Raw genomic sequence first — 22,833 nt, 5'->3', positions numbered from 1 at the left:
GTTTCAAAGGCTGCCCGCGTTTTCGTTGACGACCTTCGCGAGCAAGCTCGCTCCTACAAAAAGAAAAAGCAAAAAAACCGCTTCGGCGGTTTTTTTGTGCCTGCTTCATTGTACGCACGCGGCTGCATTGTCTAAGGTGCAAGCATTGCCGATGGAGCGTGCTGGATGACTGCTGTTGATTTACCCGCTGTACCCCGAGTGTTAATCGCCGAAGCAGACCCTTGGTCGCGGGACCTGCTCAAGCAAGTGTTGTTGAATGTGCGCTGTGACGCACGTTTGGATGTGTGCGCCGATGGGCAGCACGCCGCCACGCTGTTGGGCGAAAAAACCTATGACCTGATCCTGGCGGATTGGGAGCTGCCGGGCGTGGATGGCCTGAGCCTGCTGCGCAGCGTGCGCCAGAAGCGCCGTTCGCTGCCGTTTATCTTGCTGAGCAGTCGCAACGACAGCGCCAGCGTGCGCGAAGCCTTGCCCCTGGCGCCCACCGCCTACCTGACCCGCCCGCTGAACATGGAAAGCCTGACCCAGCGCTTGCAAGACCTGCTGCTCAATGAAGGCGAAAGCGTGTACTGCGAAATTCCACCCCTGGCGCCGGGCATGACCTTGCCCGCCTTCCTCGAGCGGCGCCGCGAGGTCTGCGATGGGGCGCCGTTGCGTGTGGATGTGAAAACCGCCGTGCAACGCAGCCTGGGGCCCGAAGGCCTGGACCTCAAGCAGTTGGAAGACCAGGTACACAGCGACCCGCAAATCACCGCCGTACTGATCGCCGCCGCCAACAGCGCCGGCTACCACGGCACGCCGGTGCAGACCCTGTCAGAGGCCCTGCATAAGTTGGTGCCCGGCCAGAGCATGAACCTCATCCTGGGCCTGGCGCTCAAGCACAACGTGGTGTTGGGCGACCCTGGGCTGGTGGCCTACGCCGAGCGGCACTGGCAACTGTCCCAGGACAGCGCCGACTACGCCCGACGTCTGGCGCGCATGTTGGAACTGGATCACCAGCGCTGCTACAGCGCCTGCATCCTGCATCGCTTGGGCGACCTGGCCTTGTTGCGCTGCCTGGAAGACTGGCGCCAGGGCGGCGGCGCCCTGGATGACGAAGCCATCGGCGAATCCCTCGACGCCTTTGGCGCTGCCTACGGTTCGGCGTTGCGCACGCGTTGGCGCTTGCCGCTGGAGTTGCGGCAGTTGATCGCAGGGATCTATTCACTTGAAGGCGGGGTGTATTCGCGCGAAGCCCTGGTGGTGAACCTGGCGGTGCAAATGGCGCGGCTGACCGAGCACGAAGGGCTGGAAGAACTGGCGGGCAGCAAGACGGCGCGGCTGCTCAAGGTCGGCTTGTCGGAACTGACCCGAGTGCGCAAAACCTGAAACACACACCGGTCAATTGTGGGAGCTGGCTTGCCTGCGATAGCGGTGGGTCAGTCAAGACGCCATCGCAGGCAAGCCAGCTCCCACAGTGGGTCGGTGTTACCCGGCGATAACGCGGTTCTTGCCTTGGCGTTTTGCCTCGTACATCGCCGCATCCGCTCGCGCAAACAGGCTGTCGAGGGTGGAGTCATCTTCGCGCAGGCCGGCCAGGCCCTGGCTGACGGTCACATTGAATTCATGCCCTTCGTAGCTGAACACCAACGCCTGGATTTCCTTGCCCAACCGCTCGGCCACCTGCAGGGCCATCTCCGGTGGGCAACCCGGCAGCACAGCAGCAAATTCTTCGCCACCAACGCGCCCGAACAGGTCGCCACGGCGCAGTACCCCGCGACCGCTTTCCGCGATGCGCCGCAGCACCTGGTCGCCCTCCAGGTGGCCGTAGGTGTCGTTGATGTCTTTGAAATCATCGATGTCCAGCAACAGGAACGCCAGCGGGGTGCCCTGCACGCAGGCGTTGTCGAAGGCCTGGTTGGCGAGTTCGAAGAAGTGTCGGCGGTTGCTGCTTTGGGTCAGTACGTCGGTGGTGGCGAGGCGATGGAGTTCCAGTTCAAGTTGCTTCTTTTCGGTGATGTCTTCGGCGATGCCCACCACGATCAGCGCTTCACCGGGCACCACCTGCTGGTTGATGTAGCACTTGTCACTCAACCAGCGGATCTGCCCGTCAGCGGTGATGATGCGGTACTCGCGGTCCTCCACGGCGCCCTGTTCCAGCACACGGGCCAGGCTGTGTTCGGCGTAGTCGAGGTCTTCGGGGTGGACGCTGTTGCGCCATTCACGGTGGTCGGCCAGCAGCAGGCCGGCGGAGCGGCCAAACAGGCGCTCGTACGCCGGGCTCACATACAGCACGCGGCGTGTTTCCCAATCGATGGCCCAGAGCACGGCGTTCACGCTGACCAGCAGGGAACTGAGCAGTTGCTCACGCTCACTCAGCCGCTCGACTTCACCTTGAGCATGCATAAGCGCCAACAGGGTCGCCGCCGCGGCCGGGCGCGGCGGCTCTGCGGTGGGCACATCGGGCAGGCTGGGCTTTTCGTGAACCATCGGTACAACTCTCTCTGGGCGCGCCGCAGGGTGCAAAAGCGGTCACTACAAGGGGTCACCATGATGGCGAAGTGTTCTTTGAGAGAGGGGAATTGCGGTGAAGTTCCGTGATCAGCATGCATTGACGGTGCCCGGAAAATGGCGCCAAAAAGCCAGTGCGTGGGAGGGCGAACCCTCCCACGGCGTGCTCATGCTGCTGTAGGGCGCAACGAGTAAGTCTTCAACTGGTGGGCAAAATCGCGCAGGGATTGAATGCCACTGGCCTCGGCTTCATGCACCCATTCCTTGATCGCCGCCAGCATGTCGTGGCCATTGGAACTGGTCTTGAGCCAGATCTGCTGCAGCGCCAGGCGCTTCTCGTAGATCACCGTGAGGGCATGGCTGTGTTCCAGCATGCTCTGGATACGCAAGTGGTGGCGGTCTTCCAGCAGGCTGGTTTCCCGCGACAGCAGGCGCTTGGCGCGGTGGAACTGGTGGCGCACCGAATGATCGACCTTCTCCAACTCCTGCTTGACCAACGGGCCAATCACCAACTTGCGGTATTGGGCCATGATCTGGAAGCGGTTGTTGAGGATCGCCATGGCAGTGTCCATGTCCAGGCTGCCCTTGCCTTCGACGCGGTGGGCGATGGGGGCCACGCGCTGCACCTTGGCCAGGCGCAGGAAGCTGAACACTTTGATCCAGGCCCAACCCAGGTCGAATTCCCACTTCTTCACCGACAGCTTGGCCGAGTTAGGGTAGGTGTGGTGGTTGTTGTGCAGCTCTTCGCCGCCGACGATGATGCCCCACGGCACCAGGTTGGTGGCGGCGTCACGGCATTCGAAGTTGCGATAGCCCACGGCATGCCCCAGGCCATTGATCACGCCGGCGGCCCAGAACGGGATCCACATCATCTGGATCGCCCAGATGGTGATACCGATGGTGCCGAACAGCAGCAGGTCGATCACGCCCATGAGCGCCACGCCCAGCAGTGGGTAGCGCGTGTAGAGTTTGCGTTCGATCCAGTCGTCCGGGCAGTTTTTGCCGTAGATACGCAGGGTCTCGGGGTTTTCCGCCTCGGCGCGGTACAGCTCGGCACCTTTGCGCAGCACGGTGGACAAGCCCTTGATCACCGGGCTGTGCGGGTCATCGACGGTTTCGCACTTGGCGTGGTGCTTGCGGTGAATGGCGGTCCACTCGCGGGTGTTCTGCGCCGTGGTCAGCCACAGCCAGAAGCGGAAGAAGTGTTTAAGGCCGGCATTGAGCTCGAGCGAGCGATGGGCCGAATAACGGTGCAGATAGACAGTGACCCCAATAATGGTCACGTGGGTCATCAACAGCGTGACTGCCACCAGTTGCCAGGCGGACAGATCAAGAAAACCGTTGTACCACATAGGCTGTATGGCCCTCAGATAAAGAAAAAAACAGCACCCGCATTATCACTTCCTTTGCAGATAAAACCAGTCACCGTTTCAGATAAGACTTACAAAGTGTTTCCTCCTCTATAATCCTGATCCTTTGTAGGGCGATTCTGGTTATTTAGTAAGGATTACTAAGCATATGCTGTTTTCATACCGAGGTGCCCTACGTGCGGGGTTGGTGTACCTGCTGGTTTCTATCGTTTGGCTCCAGCTCAGCAATTACCTATTAATCAACTTTATCGATGAACCTTGGGCGCTGGGGCGCTGGCTGCAGGCGCGCGGTTATGTGTGGGTCAGCCTCAGCGCCTTGGTCATTTACTGGATAGGCCGGCGTTTTGCCCGTGCCCATGCGTTGCAACAACCCCTGAAAGAGAACCGCGAGCGCCTGCGCCAGGCCGCTGCGGTGTTCGATTGCACCCGCGAAGGGGTGCTGGTCACCGATACCCAAGGGCTGATCGTGCACGTTAACCGCGCTTTCATGGAGATCACCGGCTACCAGTGCGAAGACGTCATGGGCCAACGGCCAAGCCTGTTCAAGTCCGGGCGCCACTCGGCGCATTTCTACCAGCAAATGTTCCAGGCCCTGGAAAGCACCGGCGAATGGAGCGGCGAAATCTGGAACCGCCGTAAAAGTGGCGAGGTTTACCCCCAGTGGCAAACCATACGGGTGATTCACGATGACCAGGGCCAGGTCAGCCACTACGTGGCGGTGTTTTCGGACATCAGCGCCATGAAGAACTCTGAGCACGAATTGGCGCACCTTGCCCATCACGACCCGCTCACCGACCTGCCCAACCGCCTGCTGTTCACCGATCGCGCCGAGCAGGCCCTGGCCTCCGCGCAGGTGCATAAACGTGGCTGCGCCCTGCTGTTGATGGACCTGGACCACTTCAAGATCATCAACGACAGCCTCGGCCATAACGTCGGCGATCAGTTGCTCAAGCTGGTGGCCGAACGCCTCAGCGGCCTGTTTGGGCCGGGGGTTACCCTGGCGCGCCTGGGGGGCGACGAATTTGCCGTGCTGGCAGAAAGCTGCCCGCAGGTGGTGCAAGCGGCGGCTTTGGCGCAGCGCATGCTCAATGCCATGAAGGATCCGTTCATTTTTGACGGCAACCAGCTGTTTATCAGCGCCAGTATCGGTATCAGCCTGTTCCCCAGTGACGCCCTGAGCGCCGAGCAACTGCTGCGCAACGCCGATTCCGCGTTGTTCAAGGCCAAGAGCGCCGGGCGCGAAGGCTACGCGTTGTATACCGAAGAGCTGACCGCCCACGCCCAGTATCGGGTGGAAATCGCTGGCGAGCTGCGTCGCGCCCTCGACCAACATGAGCTGCGCGTCTATTACCAGCCGGTGCACGACCTGCACGACAGCCGTCTGGTCGGCGTTGAAGCACTGGTGCGCTGGCAGCACCCGGAGCGCGGCCTGGTACCCCCGGGCGAGTTCATCCCCATCGCCGAACGCACCGGGCTGATTGCCGAGATCGATGCGTGGGTGATGGACCAGGCCTGCCGCCAAATGTGCCAATGGTTGGCCGACGGCGCGCCGCTGAGCTTTATCGCAATCAATGTCTCCAGCCGCCTGTTTGCCCGGCGCGAGCTGTATGAGCAAGTGGGCCAAGTGCTGCACGCCACTGGGCTGGATCCGGCCTTCCTGGAGCTGGAGGTCACCGAGAGCGCAGTGATGGACGACCCGGAAGTCGCGTTGGAGCAACTGCACCGCCTGCGCGAACTGGGCCTGCGCCTGGCCATCGACGACTTTGGCACCGGCTATTCCTCGTTGTTGCGCCTCAAACGCCTGCCGGTGCAGAAGCTCAAGATCGACCAGGGCTTTGTGGCGGGCTTACCGTGGGACGAAGACGACGCGGCGATTGTGCGCGTGGTGATCGCTCTGGCCAAAAGCATGGGCATGCAGGTGCACGCTGAAGGGATCGAGCAGGTGGAACAGGCGCGGTTCCTGCTGGATCAGGAATGCGACATGGGCCAGGGGTACTGGTTTGGACGGCCGATGCCGGCTGATGAAATCGACTGGACGCGGGCACCTCTGATCCGCCAGGACTGACGCGGTCAATGTGGGAGCCGGGCTTGCCCGCGAGGGCGTGTGTCAGTCACTGCATGTGTTACTGCACCGCCGCTTTCGCAGGCAAGCCAGCTCCCACGGGGTTCTGCGGCGCCTGTGCATGAGCGTTTTTTCTGTGGAAACCCTTGCAACCCCATGCCCTATCAGAAAATTCTTTCTGGTTATATAAACATTCTTAAATAGTATTTTTAAGAATATCCGCGCTTATCTACTATCGCCCTCACGCCGCAAGCAGTGCCGCCACTGCCAGGCACTACTCATTTCAGGAGCGAGACCATGAGCGCATCTCTACGTAGCGTTGACGGCCAGGACGAAGCAGCCATTTTGCGTGAAATCCAGAGCGCCCTGCGCGACCTGCGGTTTGGCGCGGTGGAAATCACTGTACACAACGCCCAAGTGGTACAGATCGAACGCAAGGAAAAATTCCGTCTGCAGAACCCCGGTAACAAACCGAGCTGAGCAAGAACGGCGATAGACCCGCAATTACAAGAAAAGCCAACACTCAAGAATTTCAGGAGCTTCTATGTCGTCGATTCGCCGTTATGCCTTGGCCGCATTGGCCAGTGCCGTGTTTGCCGGTTCCGCCGTTGCCAAGGACTACGAGTTGCTCAACGTCTCGTACGACCCCACCCGTGAGCTGTACCAGGATTACAACGCTGAATTCACCAGCTTCTGGAAACAGTCCCACCCCGGCGACAACGTCAAGATCCAGCAGTCCCACGGTGGCTCGGGCAAGCAAGGCCGGGCGGTGATCGATGGGCTGCGCGCCGATGTCGTCACCCTGGCCCTGGCCGGTGACATCGACGAAATCGCCAAGCTGGGCAAGACCCTGCCGGAGAACTGGCAGACCCGCCTGCCGGACGCCAGCACGCCCTACACCTCCACCATTGTGTTCCTGGTGCGCAAGGGCAATCCCAAGGGCATCAAGGACTGGGGCGACCTGATCAAGAAAGACGTTTCAGTGATCACGCCCAACCCGAAAACCTCCGGCGGTGCACGCTGGAACTTCCTCGCCGCCTGGGCCTACGGCCTCAAGGCCGGCGGCAGCGAAGCCAAGGCCCAGGAATACGTCAAGGAGCTGTTCAAGCACGTGCCGATACTGGACACCGGCGCACGCGGTTCTACCATTACCTTCGTCAACAACGGCCAGGGTGACGTGTTGCTGGCGTGGGAAAACGAGGCGTTCCTGGCCTTGAAGGAAGACGGCGGCGCCGACAAATTCGACATCGTCGTGCCGTCCCTGTCGATCCTGGCAGAACCGCCTGTGGCCGTGGTCGACAAGAACGCCGAGAAAAAGGGCAACACCGAGATCGCCACGGCGTACCTCAACCACCTGTACAGCCCGGCGGGCCAGGAGATTGCGGCGAAGAACTTCTACCGTCCACGGGATGAAAAAGTCGCCGCCAAATACGCCCAGCAGTTCCCGAAACTGGACCTGGTGACTATCGACAAAGACTTCGGCGGCTGGAAAACTGCCCAACCGAAATTCTTCAATGACGGTGGCGTGTTCGACCAGATCTATACGGCGCAGTAAGCCAAAGTAACTGTAGGGGCCTGACTTTCTGTAGGAACTGGGCTGGTGTGGGAGCTGGCTTGCCTGCGATAGCATCACCGTGGTGTGGCTGATACACCGAGGTGCCTGCATCGCGGGCAAGCCCGGCTCCCACAGAAAAGCCAGCTGCCACAAAAAGCGCGCTCCTACAGTGGTTTCTACCCTTTAACCAAGGACTCTTATGTCGCGTCGTATCTCCCCCGTCATACCCGGCTTCGGGCTGACGCTGGGCTACACCGTCGTGTACCTCAGCCTGATTGTGCTCATCCCGCTGGCGGCGATGTTTGTACACGCCGCTCAACTCACCTGGGATCAGTTCTGGAACATCATTTCCGCACCTCGTGTACTGGCGGCCTTGAAGCTGAGCTTCAGCACCGCGCTGTACGCCGCACTCATCAACGGTGTGATTGGCACTTTGCTGGCCTGGGTGCTGGTGCGCTACACCTTCCCCGGGCGCAAGGTCATCGACGCGATGATCGACCTGCCGTTCGCCCTGCCCACCGCCGTCGCCGGTATCGCGCTGACGGCGCTGTACGCGCCCAACGGCCTGGTCGGCCAGTTTGCCACCGACCTGGGTTTCAAGATCGCCTACACCCCCCTGGGTATCACCCTGGCGCTGACCTTCGTCACGTTGCCTTTCGTGGTGCGCACGGTGCAGCCGGTACTGGCCGATATCCCCCGGGAAATCGAAGAGGCCGCCGCCTGCCTCGGCGCCAAGCCGTTGCAAGTGTTCCGCTACATCCTCGTGCCGGCGCTGCTGCCCGCCTGGCTGACCGGCTTCGCCCTGGCGTTTGCCCGAGGCGTGGGTGAGTACGGTTCGGTGATCTTCATCGCCGGCAACATGCCGATGAAAACCGAAATCCTGCCATTGCTGATCATGGTCAAGCTCGACCAATACGACTACCGCGGCGCCACCTCCATTGGTGTGCTGATGCTGGTGGTGTCCTTCGTCTTGCTGCTGCTGATCAACCTGTTGCAGCGGCGCATCGAACGTCCATAAGGAGGCGCGGAACATGTCCCAATCGTCTATTTCCGCCGCGTCCTCGGCCAACGCCGCCCGGCGTGGCAGTGCGACCTCGCGACGTATCCTGATCGGCCTTGGCTGGCTGGTATTCGTGCTGTTTCTGCTGCTGCCATTGCTGGTGGTGGTGTCCCAGGGCTTGAAAAACGGCCTCGGCACGTTTTTCACTGCAATCCTTGAACCCGACGCGCTGTCGGCGCTGAAACTCACGGTGATCGCCGTGCTGATTTCGGTGCCGCTCAACCTGGTGTTCGGTGTCAGCGCCGCCTGGTGCGTGAGCAAGTACTCGTTCCGTGGCAAGAGCATCCTGGTCACGCTGATCGACCTGCCGTTCTCGGTTTCGCCGGTGATCGCAGGCCTGGTATACGTGTTGATGTTCGGCGCCCAGGGCTTCTTCGGGCCGTGGCTGCAAGACCACGACATCCAGATCGTGTTCGCCCTGCCGGGCATCGTGCTGGCGACCATCTTCGTCACCGTGCCGTTCGTGGCCCGTGAGCTGATCCCGCTGATGCAGGAGCAGGGCACCCAGGAAGAAGAAGCCGCACGCCTACTCGGCGCCAATGGCTGGCAGATGTTCTGGCATGTCACCGTGCCGAACATCAAGTGGGGCCTGATCTACGGCGTGGTGCTATGTACGGCGCGGGCCATGGGCGAGTTCGGCGCGGTGTCGGTGGTGTCCGGCCACATTCGCGGCGTCACCAACACGCTGCCGCTGCATGTCGAGATTCTTTACAACGAATACAACCACGTTGCCGCGTTTGCGGTGGCCAGCCTGTTGCTGATCCTGGCGCTCTTCATCCTGCTGCTCAAGCAGTGGAGCGAGAACCGAATCAACCGCCTGCGCAACAGCGCGGGTGAGGAATAAGTCATGTCGATCGAAGTCCGTAATGTCAGCAAGAACTTCAACGCCTTCAAGGCCCTGGACAGCATCAACCTGGATATCCAGAGTGGCGAGCTGGTGGCGTTGCTGGGCCCGTCCGGCTGCGGCAAGACCACGCTGCTGCGCATCATTGCCGGCCTGGAAACCCCGGATACCGGCAGTATTGTGTTCCACGGCGAAGACGTCTCCGGCCACGATGTGCGTGATCGCAACGTGGGCTTTGTGTTCCAGCACTACGCGCTGTTCCGCCACATGACCGTTTTCGACAACGTCGCTTTCGGCCTGCGCATGAAGCCGAAAAACCAACGCCCCACCGAAAGCCAGATTGCCAGCAAGGTTCACGAGCTGCTGAACATGGTGCAGCTTGATTGGTTGTCGGACCGTTACCCGGAACAACTCTCCGGTGGCCAGCGCCAGCGTATCGCCCTGGCCCGCGCCCTGGCGGTGGAGCCCAAGGTGTTGCTGCTCGACGAACCCTTCGGCGCCCTCGACGCCAAGGTGCGTAAAGAACTGCGCCGCTGGCTGGCGCGCCTGCACGAAGACATCAACCTGACCTCGGTCTTCGTGACCCACGACCAGGAGGAGGCCATGGAAGTTGCCGACCGTATCGTAGTGATGAACAAGGGCGTGATCGAACAGATCGGTTCACCGGGCGACGTCTACGAAAACCCGGCCAGCGATTTTGTGTACCACTTCCTGGGTGACTCCAACCGCCTGCATTTGGGCGAAGACAAGCACCTGCTGTTCCGCCCCCACGAAGTGTCGTTGTCACGCCATGAGCTGGAAGATCACCATGCGGCGCAAGTGCGGGATATCCGGCCGTTGGGTGCGACCACTCGCGTGACCTTGAAGGTTGAAGGCCAGAGTGAATTGATCGAGGCCGAAGTGGTGAAAGACCATGACAGCCTCACCGGCCTGGCGCGGGGCGAGACCCTGTTCTTCAAACCCAAGGTCTGGCAAAAAGCCCAATAACACTGCAAAACCCTTGTGGGAGCCGGGCTTGCCCGCGATGGCGGTGTGTCAGTCGACAGTTATGCCAACTGATCCACCGCCATCGCGGGCAAGCCCGGCTCCCACATTGGATCTTCAGTACTTGTTAGACCGTGGCGTTTTTCCCGCGTACCGCCACCGGCCCAGAGCGCTCTTCAATCTGGCGCTTGAGGTCCTGCCGCAACCCCAGCAAAAACGCCAACTCCGCCACCACAAACAACGGCCCCACGATCAGCCCCGACACATCGTCCACAAACGCAGGCTTCCTGCCTTCGTAGTAATGCCCGACGAACTGAATCACCCAGCCCACCACAAACATCCCCACGCCGCTGCTCAGCCACACCGCCGTGCTTTGCGCCGCCAGCACATGCCCGGCCCACACCGACAAGCCCATCAGCACCGTCATCAACACCCCCAGTGCCAGTTCCAGGCGCAGGTAAAACCACGCCGAAAACAGTGCCAACAGCACCGCAGGTGATAGCCACAGCCCGCCCACCGACCATTCGGGGCGCGACAGCAGCACGGCCACCGCCACCACAATCAACGGGATACCGATGAAGTGGCTGGCGATGTTGCGTGGGTCGCGGTGGTACGCGGCGTATTGACTGAGGTGGTCGACGAGGCTTTTCATTGTTGTTCCTCCTGTAGGATGTTTGATCATGCCCTGTCAGTCGGTGCCTAACTGTCAACTGGGCGACAATCTTCGGAGTTCGCATGGACACAGGGACATGGCACGCGCAATTGGCTCGCGGTCATTGGTTTAGCCATTTGCCGCCTGACTTGCAGCGTAGCCTGCTGGAAGCGGCGCGGTTGCGTGTGCTGACGGCGGGGCAGTACCTGTTCAAGCGTGGTGACCCGCCGTGCGGCGTGTATGCGGTGCTGGAAGGCACGGTGCGCATCAGTGCGGTCAGTGCTCAAGGCAAGGAAGCGGTGTTGAGCCTGGTGGAAACGCCCTACTGGTTCGGCGAGATCTGCTTGTTCGACAACCTGCCGCGCACCCACGATGCCTTGGCCACGGGTGCTTGCAGGCTGCTGCAGGTGCCGCAGGCGGCGATGCTCGGCATTCTCGAACGGCACCCGCTGTTCTGGCGGGAGATGGCGCTGTTGATGAGCCATAAACTGCGGCTGTCGTTGATCAATATTGAACAGACAAGCCTGATGCCCGCCTCAGAGCGGCTGGCCCATCGGTTGTTGATGATTGCCCAAGGCTACGGCGAAGTGGATCAGGCGCGCCGCGTGCTGCAACTGCCCCAGGAGGATCTGGCGGCGATGCTGGGCCTGTCGCGCCAGACCATCAACAGTCTGCTCAAGGCGCTGGAGCAACAGGGCATTATCGGCTTGAGTTACGGCGCCATCGAGATACGCGACCTCAATGGGCTGCGGCTGGCAGCGGGCCTATGAACCGCGATAGGTGGAGAAGCCGTAAGGGCTGAGCAGCAGCGGGATGTGGTAGTGCTGGTCGGCCTGCTTGACCTGGAATATCACCGGTACCTCAGGGAAAAACGTCTCGCGGTTAGCCTTCTTGTAGTAGTCGCCGGTCTTGAACACCACGCGGTACTCGCCCGGCTGCATGCTGCGGTTGGCCGGGAACAGCTCGGCGATGCGGCCTTGCTGGTTGGTGACACCTTCAGACAGCGACTGCCACTTATCGCCCACATGCTGTTCAAGGGTGACATTGACCCCGGCGCTTGGCAGGCCGTTTTCCAGGTTGAGTACGTGCACGCTCAGGGGGTTGCCGTCGGCCAGGGCCAGGTTGCACAGGCCGCTCAGGCTCAGTGCGGCGAGGGTCATGCTCAAGGTTTTCATCGCGAAGTCCTTTTGAGGGAAGTGGAATCAAGGGGTGATTTTCAAGCCCAGTTGCTCGGCGGCCTGTACGGCGCAGGTTTCATCCTGCGCGGCGCCACCGGCACCGGCGATGCCTAGGGCACCGACCAGTTCGGCGTCGGCAAACAGCGGCACGCCACCGCCGAGCAACAGCAGCTCGGGCAAGCTGTTGAGGTTGGCGGCTTCGGGGTTATTACGCGCCCGTTCGGCAAACAGCCGGGTCGGGGTTTTTGTCGACAGCGCCGTGTACGCCTTGCGTTGGCTGGCGAGGCTGTTGTGCGAGCCGACACCGTCAGCGCGCAGGCCCAGCAACAGGTTGCCACCGCGGTCGAGTACGGTCAGCGCCGCGGTGCAGTGGGCCAGGCTGGCGTCGGCCAGTTGGCGAGCGGTGTGCAGATCCAGCTCGGCATGGCGTGGTAATTGTGGCGCCGCCTGGGCGACGGTGGCCACGGCGAGGCTCAGGAACAAGGCAGTGCGGTACATAGTGAGGGCTCCAGAAAGCAGGCCGTCACGGTAACCAGCGGACGCGGACAAAAGCCGCACAATTGGATGACAGGTTTGTAATCAAACTCAGGGATTTGTGGTGGTTGTACTGGCCTCATCGCAGGCAAGCCAGCTCCCACATGATGTGAACCCCATTCCTCTGTGGGAGCTGGCTTGCCTGCGATGAGGCCCTTCCTACTGCAACCCGTCGCGAAACTGCCCCGGCGTCATCCCTGTCCAGCGTTTGAACGCACGATTGAAACTGCTGGTATCGGCAAACCCCAGCAAATGGCTGATCTCGGCCAATGAGCACTGCGGGTCGCGCAGGTGCAATAACGCCAGGTTTTGCCGGCACTCATTGAGCAGGGCGTCAAACCGACACCCTTCATCGGCCAGATGCCGCTGCAAGCTGCGCAGGCTCAAATGCAGCGCTTGTGCAATGTGTTCGGCGCTTGGCTCGCCGTCTGGCAATTGCGCCTCGATGGCGGCGCGCACCTTGCGTTCCCAGGTCAGCGGTTGCAGTTGGGCGAGGGTGCGCTTGAGCACGGTTTCGTTGTGTTCGGCCAGCTCCGGGTTGGCGTCGTCCAGATGGCTGTCGAAGTCGCTGGCGGCGAATTCCAGGCGGTCTTCGTCTGCGGCAAACCATACCGGCGCACGAAATACCGTGTGCCATGGCTTGGGGTCGGCGGGTTCCGGGCGCCGCAGGTACACGGCCAACGGCGCATAGTCGCGACCCAGGCGGTTGCGGCAGGTGCGTACGTAAATCGCCGCAAAGGCATCAATCGCTTCCGGTGCGGGCGCAGGGCTGCCTGGGGGTTGGAGCAGGCGAAAACGGTAGACGTCGCCGTGGCGGCTCAGCTCCAGGTCCAAGGCATCACTGACCACCTGGTGATAGCGCACGATGCGCTCGAACACCTCGCGCAAGCTGCCGCTGGCCACCAATGCGTAACCCAGCGCATGAAAGGTGGTGGGGCTGACAAACCGCGACACCCGCAGCCCGATCGCAGGGTCGCCACTGGCCTGTACCGCCAGCGACCATAGGCGCGTGGTGGCCGACAACCGGTAGCGGGCGTTGGGGTCGTCCATCTGCTGCGGGTCGAGCCCGGCCTCGGCGCACAGGGCGGCGCTGTCGAGGCCCAGGGCGTCGAGCTGCTTGCGCAGGGCACGGGTCCAGCTGGCGAGGGAAGTGGGTTCGGTCATGGCAATTGGCGCTTGTGGTCAACAGATTGGCGTGCGCGGCTAGCGTCCTGCGCTAGGGTTAGGTGCAGGATGCAGGCATCACTTCACAAGAGAATGGAAGCATGGACGGTACTTCTGCAAGCCCCCAGCCGTTGAACGCACAACAGCGTTCGGCGCATATCCGCGAGGTGGTGATGGCCGAAGGCGTGCGCTTGCGCCAGCGGCACCCCTGGTTGTTGCATCAGGACGCGCTGGGCGCAGGCATCCTGGCCTTTGCCCTGCTGGGCATGTTCGGCTCGGCAGCGCTCTATCTCAGCGGTCATATGGCCTGGTGGGTGTGTCTGCTGCTCAATGCCTTCTTCGCCTCGCTCACTCATGAGTTGGAACACGACCTGATCCACAGCATGTACTTTCGCAAGCAACGCGTGCCCCACAACCTGATGATGGGCCTGGTATGGCTGGCGCGGCCAAGCACCATCAACCCCTGGATACGCCGGCATCTGCACCTCAACCATCACAAGGTCTCGGGCACCGAAGCCGACATGGAAGAGCGCGCGATCACCAATGGCGAACCCTGGGGCATCGCACGGTTGCTGATGGTGGGGGACAACATGATGTCGGCCTTGATCCGCCTGTTGCGCGCCAAGACCTGGCCGCACAGGTTCAGCATCCTCAAGCGCGTGCTGCTGGTGTACGCACCGCTGGCCTTGCTGCATTGGGGCGCGTGGTACGTCTTCCTGGGCTTTCATGCCGCCAATGGGATTGCCAGTTTGATGGGCGCGCCCATTCAGTGGTCAGCCGGTACCTTGCAGGTGATGCAGGTGATCGATATCGCTGCGGTGGTGATCATCGGCCCGAACGTGTTGCGCACCTTCTGCCTGCACTTTGTCAGCTCCAACATGCACTACTACGGCGACGTGGAACTGGGCAATGTGATCCAGCAAACCCAGGTGTTGAACCCCTGGTGGCTGTGGCCATTGCAGGCGTTCTGCTTCAACTTCGGCAGCACCCACGGCATCCATCACTTTGTGGTGAAAGAACCGTTTTACATCCGCCAGATGACCACCAAGGTGGCGCACAAGGTCATGGCCGAGATGGGGGTGCGCTTCAATGATTTGGGCACGTTTGCGCGAGCCAATCGCCTGGAGCCCCAGGAGCACGCGCGCACTGAGCTCTCTTTCAGCAAGCAATGAACGCCAATGGCAGGTCGCGGATCTGTTCGCGCACCGGCGGTTGGTAATGGTCGTCGCTGGTTAATTCGTGCAACAGCTCTTCACGTAGCTGGTGGAATTCAAAACTGCTGCGCTGGCGCAGATGAGGCAGGGCGATCTCGACGACCTGCTTGATTCGCCCCGGACGCGGCTCCATCACCACCACGCGATCGGCGAGGAAAATCGCCTCTTCCACATCGTGGGTCACCAGTACCGTGGTGATCCTGGCGCGGGCGCGAATTGCCAACAGTTCATCCTGCATCTGCTGGCGGGTCAGCGCGTCGAGGGCACCGAAGGGTTCGTCCAGCAACAGGATGCGCGGGCTGGCCACCAGGCCGCGGGCAATCGCCACCCGTTGCGCCATGCCGCCGGAGAGTTGGTGGGGGTAGGCGCGAGTGAAATCGGTGAGGCCCACCAGTTCGATAAAGTCGCTGATGCGCCGGTTGCGCTCGGCCTCGCTCAGCGGCTCGTTGACCAGGCCCAGGCCGATGTTTTGCGCCACGGTCAGCCACGGGAACAGGCGGTGCTCCTGGAACACAATGCCGCGCTCGCCACCGATACCGCTGACGGCTTTGCCATCGACCTGGATCTCGCCGCGAAACTGCGTATCCAAGCCCACCAGCAAGCGCAGCAGTGTGGATTTCCCGCAACCGCTGGAGCCGACAATCGCAACAAATTCCCCTTCGGCCACCTCCAGGTTGAATTCACGGATGGCTTCCAGTTCGAAGCCGTCGACGTCGAAGGACTTACCCACGTGGTTGAAGCTGACAATCGGTGCGTTCATGCGTGTCTCCAGCGGGTGGCACGGGTTTCGATGCGTTGGCCGATCAGGTTGAGAGCGGCGCCGGTGAGGCCGACCAGCAGCATGCCGCTCATGATCAAATCCATGCGCAGCAACTGTTGGGCGCCGATCATCAGGCTGCCGATGCCGCCATCTGAGGGCATGAAATATTCGGCGCCGAGGGTGCCCATCCAGGCGTAGATCAGGCTCAGGCGCAGGCCGGCGAAAATCCCCGACGCGGCGCCCGGCAGTACCAGGCGGCGCAAGCGTTGCCAGAGGTTCAGGCGCAGCACCTGCGCGGCTTCGCGCAGCTGGGGCGACAGGTTGAGCACGCTGCGCTGGGTGGCAATAAACAACGGGAAGAAGGCGGCGAGGGCGATAAACACCCACTTGGCCAGTTCACCCAGGCCGAACCAGGCGGTGAGCAGCGGCACCCAGGCGAAAATCGCGATCTGGCGCAGCGCGGACAAAGTGGGGCCAAGTAGCCGCTCACTGCGCCGCGACAGCCCCAGCCACAGGCCCATGGCAAAGCCCAGGCTACCGCCCAGCAGCAACCCGGCCAGGGCCCGGGCAAGGCTTTTGCCCAGCGCCGTAGTCAGGCTGCCATCCAGCACGCCCGCCACGCTGGTTTGCAGCACCGCCCAGGGGCTGACCAGAATGTTTGGATCGACCCAATCTTGCTGAGTCGCTACTTGCCATAACGCCAATAGCAGCAGCGGCAACAGCCAGGGTTGCAAGCGCTGCCAGCCCTCGTAGCGTGGCCCGCGTCGAATCTGCGCAGTGGCCGGATGGGGCCAGTGCACCCACTTGCGATCCAGCCAGCCGATGCCGCGGTCCAACACCACACCCAGCACGCCAATGACCACGATGCACACGAAGACGATATCGAGCATGAACAACTGGCGCGCCCACACCATCAGGTAGCCGATGCCTTCGCTGGAGGCCAGCAGCTCCACGGCCAGCAGGGAGGTCCAGCCCGCCGCCAGGGCCAGGCGTACACCGGCCATGAACGCAGGCAGTGCGGCGGGCAGGACCAGGCGGCGGATCAGCAAGTGGCCAGGCAGGCGCAGTACACGGGCGGCTTCGCGCAGGTTGGGCTGGGCGTCGCGAACGCCTACCAGGGTATGCAGGGTCACGGGCACCACGATGGCCTTGACCAGCACCACCAGCTTGAGGGTTTCGCCAATGCCGAAAAACACCATGAACAGCGGGATCCAGGCCAGGGTCGGCACTTGCGCCAGCGCGCTGAACGTCGGGAATACCAGGCGCTCGGCGCGCGCACTGAAACCCAGGAACGCGCCCAGTATCGCGCCGGCACTGACACCGGCCAGCAGGCCCCAGAACAAGCGCTGCAAGCTGATGGCCAGATGGCTCCATAACTCGCCGCCGGCCAACTCCACCGCGCTGCTCCACACCAGGGCGGGAGTGGGCAGAATCTGCTCGCTCATCCAATGATTGCGGCTGGCCAGCCACCATAAGGCAAACAGCGTGAGCGGCAGCAGCCACGGCGATAAACGCTGGCCCAGCTGCGGCCAGCGCGGCGCGATGCCTTTGGGCGGGGCCGCCAGCGGCAGGCTCAGAAGTGAAATCCGGGCCATGGAAGACCTCCGAATGCGTTATGTGATTTCGATCTTACAAAAGCGGGATCAAGATGATTGTGAGATAAGAAAAGTCATTTAAAGCCTCACGCCGCCACGCATCCAATGCATTCGAAGAATATTTTCGATGCTGTTTATGCATAGGCCTCTGGAGGCTGCGGGTTAGCTTGCATATTTCTAAAAGCTATTAAATTGTGAATTTATAGTATTTAAAGTTTTGTTCAGTCTGTGCCTACTTTTTGCTCCCCAGGCGACCGTCGCCCACCAGGAGCTGCGCTTATGAAACTGCCCTTTAAACGTCTGATCAGCCTGTTCGCCGGCACCGCCCTGGCCGGGTTGGTGCATGCCGCCGACCTCAAGGAAATCCGCATCGCAGTGCCCGACCTCAGTGCCGGTAGCCAGCACAGCGGCGGCGGCATCACCGACGTGTTGCGTGAACAGCAGATTTTTGAAAAAGCCTTTGCCGACCAAGGCATCAAGATCCAGTGGAATTACTTCAAGGGCGCCGGCCCGGTGATCAATGAAGCCTTTGCCAGCGGCCAGGTAGACTTGGCCTATCTGGGCGACCTGGCAGCGATCATCGGCCGCTCCAATGGCCTGGATACGCGGCTGCTCAGCGCCTCTGCACGGGGAGTGAAACACTACCTCGGCGTGGTGCCGGGCTCCGGCATCAAGACCCTGCAAGACCTCAAGGGCAAGCGCGTGGCGGTGTTCCGAGGCACGGCCAGCCAGTTGTCGTTCGACAGCGCATTGGCCAGCCAGGGCTTGAGCGAGAAGGACCTGAAGGTGATCAACCTGGACTTCAACGCGGCCGCTGCCGCCCTGGCCGCCAAGCAGATTGACGCCACCTGGGGCGGTTCCACCCTGACGGCGTTGCAGGCCAAAGGTTTGGCAGAGATACCGCTGACCACCAAGGACCTCGGCGATGCCGGCAGCATCCAGGCCGTGCTGGTGGGCAGCGCCAAGTTTGTCGATGAACACCCCGATGCGGTGGCCAAGCTGCTCAAGGCCCAGCAGCAAGCGGTGCAGTGGTTGACCGATGACAACAACAAACAGGCGTACATAGCGCTGGTATCAGGGCTGGCCAGTTACCCGCCGGTGATCCTCACCAATGATTTGAAAGACCAGAAACTCAGCGAAGTTTTCCCCTCGACCCTAGACCCGGTGTTCCTGGGCAAATTGCAGGATGCGGTGGACCTGGCGTCCAGGGAGAGGTTGATTCGCAAGTCGTTTCAGGTGAGCGATTGGGTAGCGCCTGGGTTGGTGGCGGCGGGGCTCTGAGCTTGTCGGTGCCTGGGCTATCGCTATCGCAGGCAAGCCAGCTCCCACACTTGAATGTGTTCAACGCTCAAATGTGGGAGCGGGCTTGCTCGCGAAGGGGCCCTTCAAACCGCCACACTGACCTGCTGGCTATCCACCTCCACCAACGTCTCGATCATCGCCTTCGCCGCCGGCGACAACCGCGACCCCGTGCGGCTGACGATCCCGCAGCGTGCGCTCAGGGTATCCATGTGCTGCGGCAAGTTGCGCCAGTGCAGCAGCACCAGCGCCCCCCTGGCAATGTCCTCGGAAAAGGCTTCTTCAGTGCCGACGCCGATGGCATTGGTTTGCAGCACGATGCTCACCAGTGCCGGGAAGTGCTCGGTCTGGATACTCGGGGAAAAATCCATACGCCCACTCAGGTTCGCCAGCAGTTTGCGAATGCCTTGGGAGATCAGCGGCGCCGCCAGCGGGTAATCGAACATATCGTTGGTGGACAGGCTGTCCTTGGCCAGCAAGGGATGCCCAGGGCGGCAGAAAAACACCCCGCGTTTGGGGGTGAGTGCGCGGGTCTGGAAGTTCGGGTCGGCTTCGAACTGGCGGATGTCGGCGATAAAGAATTCGATCTCTTCACGGCTCAGGCGGCGGCTGAGGGTTTCCCAGTTATCCACCTGAAACGTGGTACGGATTTTCGGGTGGGCGTTGATAAACCGCGCCACCGCATCCGGCACCAGTTTCACGGCTGGCGCCGGGCCGCAGCCGAAGCGCAGGTCGCCGGCGTCGAGCTTGGTCATGCGCGTCACTTCACTGCTCAGCAGCGCTGCGCCATGCACCAGGCTCAGGGCGTGCTGCAACACCACCTGGCCTTCCGGCGTGGGGCGCAAGTCCTTGTGACCGCGGTCTACCAGCACGCAACCAAACTCCTGTTCCAGCCCCTGAATGCTGCGGCTGAACGCCGGTTGGGTGATGCCCATGGCGTCCGCGGCACGCACGAAACTGCGGTGTTCGTTGAGGGCGATGAAGTAGCGTAGTTGGCGAAGATCCATATGCTTTCCCGGCATTTTAAAAATAGGTCGAAGGCATTTGCGACCGAGCAAGCTGAGGTTTTAAATGCAAGCTCTTATTCCGTCAACGAAGCATTCATTCATTTGCTAGACCTAAATTGCATATGGATAGAGCGTTGCTGGAAAGCATCTCCACCATCAGCAGGCACACGAGGGTCATCACAATGAGCAACGCCGCATTAGCTGTTCAACCCATCGCCCAACCACTCGATATTCACCCGGTAGCCGGGCGGATCGGCGCCGAAATCCGTGGCATCAAACTGTCCGGTGAGCTGGATGCCGCCACCGTCGAGGCCATCCAGCAGGCGCTGGTGCAGTACAAGGTGATCTTCTTCCGCGAACAAACCCATCTCGATGACCAGAGCCAGGAAGCCTTTGCTCACCTGCTCGGCGAGCCGATCGCCCACCCCACCGTACCGGTACGAGACGGCACGCGGTTCCTGATGGAGTTGGATGGCACCCGTGGCCAGCGCGCCAATTCCTGGCACACCGACGTGACGTTCGTCGATGCCTACCCTAAGGCCTCGATCCTGCGTTCGGTGCTGGCGCCTGCATCCGGCGGCGATACCGTATGGGCGAACACAGCCGCTGCCTACAACGACCTCAGCGTGGAACTGCGCGCATTGGCTGACCACCTGTGGGCGGTGCACAGCAACGAATACGACTACGCCGCCCGCAAGCCGGATGTGGCGGTGGAGAAGCTGGAGGAATACCGCAAAGTGTTCACTTCCACGGTGTATGAAACCGAACACCCGGTGGTGCGCGTGCATCCGGTCAGCGGTGAGAAAACCCTGCTGTTGGGGCACTTCGTCAAACGCCTGAAAGGCTACTCCCAGGCAGAGTCGGCGCAGTTGTTCAACCTGCTGCAAGGCCATGTCACCCGCCTGGAAAACACCGTGCGCTGGCGCTGGAACACCGGTGACGTGGCGATCTGGGATAACCGCGCCACCCAGCATTACGCGGTGGACGACTACGGCACCCAGGAGCGCATCGTGCGCCGGGTTACGCTCAAGGGGGATGTGCCGGTGGGGGTGCAGGGGCAATCAAGCAAAACCACTAAAGGTCTTTAAGCCGGGTGAGGATTAAAAATGTGGGAGCCGGCTTGCTCCCACATTTGGATTTGTGGTGTTTACCAGACTCCGATCTTCACCACTTTCTCTGCCTCTGGCTCACCATAACGAAACCATTGCCCGCGCACCTCAACCTCCGTGTGGCTGATGGTGGTACGCCGCTTCAACCCGCGCAACCAGTCGAACAGATAACCCAAGTGCGTCTCGCGCACCTCGGCATAGGCGGGATCGCTGCCCAGGTCGTGCAGTTCTTGCGGGTCGTTTTCCAGGTCGAACAGTTGCGGGCGAAAGCCGTCGTACGCCAGGTACTTCCAGCGCTCGCTGCGCACCATGGTCATGCGGCAACGGTCGATGGGTTGCTCCAGACGCTCGCGAGCCGGGGCCTGGAAGGCGTAGTCGTATTCGGCAATGGCATAGCGGCGCCAGGTGGGTTGCTCGCCCTGCAGCAATGGAATCAATGAGCGGCCTTCCAGGCGATGGTCGGCGGCGGGCAAGCCCAGGGCGTCGAGGAAGGTGGGCAGGGCGTCGATGGTTTCCACCAGACGCTCATCCACGGTGCCGCGGCTGACATCGGCGCTGGCACGTGGGTCGCGCACGATCAGCGGTACACCCACCGCAGGCTCCAGCAAGAATTCTTTTTCACCGAGGAAATGATCGCCGAGGAAGTCGCCGTGGTCGCTGGTAAACACGATCAGCGTGTCGTCCCAGCGGCCAGCGCTTTGCAGAAAGTCGAACAGCCGCCCGAGTTGATCGTCAATCTGTTTGATCAGGCCCATGTAGGTCGGAATCACCGTGAGGCGCACCTCGTCACGGGAAAAGTTCAGGCTCTCCTGGTGTTGGCGAAATGCTTGGTACACCGGGTGATCGCTGGTGTGTTCAGGTTGAATCGGCGCCTGCACATGCTCGGTACCGTACAGCGCGTGATACGGCGCCGGGGCGATGTAGGGCCAGTGCGGCTTGATATACGACAGGTGCAGGCACCAGGGCTGCTCACCTTGTTCGTCGATAAAGTCGATGGCGCGGTCGGTGGTGTAGACGGTCTCCGAATGTTCTTCGGCCACCCGTGCGGGTTTGCCGGCGTTGCGCATATGCCAGCCGCTGAGCACTTCGCCGTTCTCACCTTCGGCGGCGTTGGCCCATTCGTGCCACGGGTTGCTGCCGTGGTAGCCGTGATCACGCAAGTATTGGGTGTAGGGCGCGGACTCGCGCTTATCCTCGAACAGCGGGCTGTCGGGATAGATGCCGTCGTGACGCAGGTACGCGTCGAAGCCGACCTCATTGAGCGGCTCGGCCTGGGCACTGTCGGGGTCTATCTGCAGGCGCTGCAAGGCCTCAAGGTTCGGCGTGGCGTGGGTCTTGCCCACCAGTGCGGTGCGGATGCCGTGGGGGCGCAGGTAGTCGCCGATCGTCAGCTCTTCGAGCGGCAACGGCACTGCGTTCCACGCCACCTGATGGCTGCTGACATAGCGCCCGGTGTAGGCCGACATACGCGACGGGCCGCAGATGGTGCCCTGTGTATAGGCCCGACTGAAACGCACGCCGGCGGCGGCCAGGCGGTCGATATTCGGCGTGTGCAGATGGGCATGGCCGTAGCAGGACAGGTAGTCGCGGCGCAGTTGGTCGCACATGATGTAGAGCACGTTGCGCACGGGTTTGGGGTCAGACATAGGAATTTACCGAACGGAGGACAGGTGGGTTTTTTCGCCGTTCGAGGGGCGATCTGGCAAGTGCATTTGGGGACTGGGTTCTATGCATTGAATGCATGGGTGTGGCTGCTGGCGCCATCGCAGGCAAGCCAGCTCCCACAGTTGAAATGCATTTCCCTGTGGGAGCTGGCTTGCCTGCGATGACCATAGGTATCTACATAACTCTGTTAGCTCAACGGTAACCACGATGCGAAGCGAGCCGCTCTTGATCTTGATCTGCTTTTGATCTTAGGCGCCCCGTTAAACCACGCTGGCCGGAATTCGACAGGGA

The 22,833-nt window shown here is 61.5% G+C and carries 21 protein-coding genes; 11 read left to right on the top strand and 10 right to left on the bottom strand.

Annotation, left to right across the window (positions count from 1 at the left end; genetic code table 11):
• Positions 1-165 precede the first annotated feature (165 nt).
• Entirely contained in the window at positions 166-1,368 is a 1,203-nt protein-coding gene (locus GIV35_RS11175; protein ID WP_034125447.1) for an HDOD domain-containing protein, read from the top strand.
• A gap of 99 nt (positions 1,369-1,467) precedes the next feature.
• Here the strand turns inward: GIV35_RS11175 and GIV35_RS11170 are convergent, their stop codons facing one another.
• Together GIV35_RS11170 and desA are read right to left on the bottom strand one after the other, a co-directional pair.
• On the bottom strand, positions 1,468-2,469 hold the full coding sequence (locus GIV35_RS11170) for a GGDEF domain-containing protein (protein WP_202690920.1): 1,002 nt from the start codon (positions 2,467-2,469) through the stop codon (positions 1,468-1,470).
• 188 nt (positions 2,470-2,657) lie between these two features.
• The gene (desA, locus tag GIV35_RS11165) at positions 2,658-3,842 is read right to left on the bottom strand and encodes a delta-9 fatty acid desaturase DesA (RefSeq protein WP_032894197.1); all 1,185 of its coding nucleotides are present in this window, start codon (positions 3,840-3,842) and stop codon (positions 2,658-2,660) included.
• Between the two features lie 166 nt (positions 3,843-4,008).
• On the opposite strand from desA, the gene dibA reads away from it, so the two are divergent.
• From dibA to GIV35_RS11135, 6 genes are all read left to right on the top strand, one after another.
• Complete coding sequence (dibA, locus tag GIV35_RS11160) at positions 4,009-5,925, top strand: phosphodiesterase DibA (protein ID WP_105225368.1); 1,917 nt, start codon at positions 4,009-4,011, stop codon at positions 5,923-5,925.
• A 294-nt stretch (positions 5,926-6,219) separates the two neighbouring features.
• Complete coding sequence (gene oscA, locus GIV35_RS11155) at positions 6,220-6,402, top strand: sulfur starvation response protein OscA (protein WP_003170956.1); 183 nt, start codon at positions 6,220-6,222, stop codon at positions 6,400-6,402.
• 64 nt (positions 6,403-6,466) lie between these two features.
• Entirely contained in the window at positions 6,467-7,477 is a 1,011-nt protein-coding gene (locus GIV35_RS11150) for a sulfate ABC transporter substrate-binding protein (RefSeq protein WP_003187562.1), read from the top strand.
• A gap of 199 nt (positions 7,478-7,676) precedes the next feature.
• Entirely contained in the window at positions 7,677-8,495 is an 819-nt protein-coding gene (gene cysT, locus GIV35_RS11145) for a sulfate ABC transporter permease subunit CysT (protein ID WP_032894195.1), read from the top strand.
• A gap of 13 nt (positions 8,496-8,508) precedes the next feature.
• Positions 8,509-9,381, top strand: coding sequence for a sulfate ABC transporter permease subunit CysW (gene cysW, locus GIV35_RS11140; RefSeq protein ID WP_003187565.1), 873 nt, complete (start codon positions 8,509-8,511; stop codon positions 9,379-9,381).
• Positions 9,382-9,384: 3 nt separating this feature from the next.
• The gene (locus GIV35_RS11135) at positions 9,385-10,368 is read left to right on the top strand and encodes a sulfate/molybdate ABC transporter ATP-binding protein (protein WP_198716299.1); all 984 of its coding nucleotides are present in this window, start codon (positions 9,385-9,387) and stop codon (positions 10,366-10,368) included.
• 124 nt (positions 10,369-10,492) lie between these two features.
• Here the strand turns inward: GIV35_RS11135 and GIV35_RS11130 are convergent, their stop codons facing one another.
• A complete protein-coding gene (locus GIV35_RS11130; RefSeq protein WP_019819908.1) occupies positions 10,493-11,017 on the bottom strand; it encodes an Mpo1 family 2-hydroxy fatty acid dioxygenase in 525 nt (174 codons plus the stop codon).
• A gap of 83 nt (positions 11,018-11,100) precedes the next feature.
• On the opposite strand from GIV35_RS11130, the gene GIV35_RS11125 reads away from it, so the two are divergent.
• Complete coding sequence (locus GIV35_RS11125; protein WP_105225370.1) at positions 11,101-11,787, top strand: Crp/Fnr family transcriptional regulator; 687 nt, start codon at positions 11,101-11,103, stop codon at positions 11,785-11,787.
• On the opposite strand, the gene uraH is transcribed toward GIV35_RS11125, so the two are convergent.
• From uraH to GIV35_RS11110, 3 genes are all read right to left on the bottom strand, one after another.
• The gene (uraH, locus tag GIV35_RS11120; protein ID WP_014716425.1) at positions 11,782-12,192 is read right to left on the bottom strand and encodes a hydroxyisourate hydrolase; all 411 of its coding nucleotides are present in this window, start codon (positions 12,190-12,192) and stop codon (positions 11,782-11,784) included. The genes GIV35_RS11125 and uraH overlap by 6 nt on opposite strands.
• Before the next feature lie 27 nt (positions 12,193-12,219).
• Positions 12,220-12,693: a GlcG/HbpS family heme-binding protein gene (locus GIV35_RS11115; RefSeq protein WP_236264251.1), complete on the bottom strand. Its 474-nt coding sequence runs from the start codon at positions 12,691-12,693 to the stop codon at positions 12,220-12,222.
• A gap of 195 nt (positions 12,694-12,888) precedes the next feature.
• Complete coding sequence (locus GIV35_RS11110) at positions 12,889-13,893, bottom strand: AraC family transcriptional regulator (RefSeq protein ID WP_236264250.1); 1,005 nt, start codon at positions 13,891-13,893, stop codon at positions 12,889-12,891.
• Between the two features lie 101 nt (positions 13,894-13,994).
• Between GIV35_RS11110 and GIV35_RS11105 the strand changes: the two genes are divergently transcribed.
• Complete coding sequence (locus GIV35_RS11105; protein ID WP_236264249.1) at positions 13,995-15,065, top strand: fatty acid desaturase; 1,071 nt, start codon at positions 13,995-13,997, stop codon at positions 15,063-15,065.
• Here the strand turns inward: GIV35_RS11105 and GIV35_RS11100 are convergent.
• Entirely contained in the window at positions 15,052-15,867 is an 816-nt protein-coding gene (locus tag GIV35_RS11100) for an ABC transporter ATP-binding protein (RefSeq protein WP_236264248.1), read from the bottom strand. The genes GIV35_RS11105 and GIV35_RS11100 overlap by 14 nt on opposite strands.
• Positions 15,864-17,462, bottom strand: a complete 1,599-nt coding sequence (locus GIV35_RS11095; protein WP_236264246.1) for an ABC transporter permease — start codon at positions 17,460-17,462, stop codon at positions 15,864-15,866. Before GIV35_RS11095 ends, GIV35_RS11100 begins: the two co-directional genes overlap by 4 nt.
• Before the next feature lie 279 nt (positions 17,463-17,741).
• On the opposite strand from GIV35_RS11095, the gene GIV35_RS11090 reads away from it, so the two are divergent.
• Entirely contained in the window at positions 17,742-18,743 is a 1,002-nt protein-coding gene (locus GIV35_RS11090; protein WP_236265828.1) for an ABC transporter substrate-binding protein, read from the top strand.
• Between the two features lie 104 nt (positions 18,744-18,847).
• Here GIV35_RS11090 and GIV35_RS11085 read toward each other — a convergent pair whose 3' ends face one another.
• The gene (locus tag GIV35_RS11085) at positions 18,848-19,768 is read right to left on the bottom strand and encodes a LysR family transcriptional regulator (RefSeq protein WP_105225377.1); all 921 of its coding nucleotides are present in this window, start codon (positions 19,766-19,768) and stop codon (positions 18,848-18,850) included.
• Between the two features lie 182 nt (positions 19,769-19,950).
• Here GIV35_RS11085 and GIV35_RS11080 point away from each other — a divergent pair, with 182 nt between their 5' ends.
• Positions 19,951-20,856, top strand: a complete 906-nt coding sequence (locus tag GIV35_RS11080; protein WP_072434701.1) for a TauD/TfdA dioxygenase family protein — start codon at positions 19,951-19,953, stop codon at positions 20,854-20,856.
• Positions 20,857-20,915: 59 nt separating this feature from the next.
• Here the strand turns inward: GIV35_RS11080 and GIV35_RS11075 are convergent, their stop codons facing one another.
• Positions 20,916-22,523: an alkaline phosphatase family protein gene (locus GIV35_RS11075; RefSeq protein ID WP_236265827.1), complete on the bottom strand. Its 1,608-nt coding sequence runs from the start codon at positions 22,521-22,523 to the stop codon at positions 20,916-20,918.
• Between the last annotated feature and the right edge of the window lie 310 nt (positions 22,524-22,833).

Origin of the sequence: Pseudomonas sp. PA-1-6B, assembly GCF_021609545.1 — a bacterium.
Lineage (GTDB): Bacteria > Pseudomonadota > Gammaproteobacteria > Pseudomonadales > Pseudomonadaceae > Aquipseudomonas > Aquipseudomonas fluorescens_BV.
Note: the sequence above shows the minus strand (reverse complement) of the source record. Positions and strands in the feature narration are given on the sequence as shown.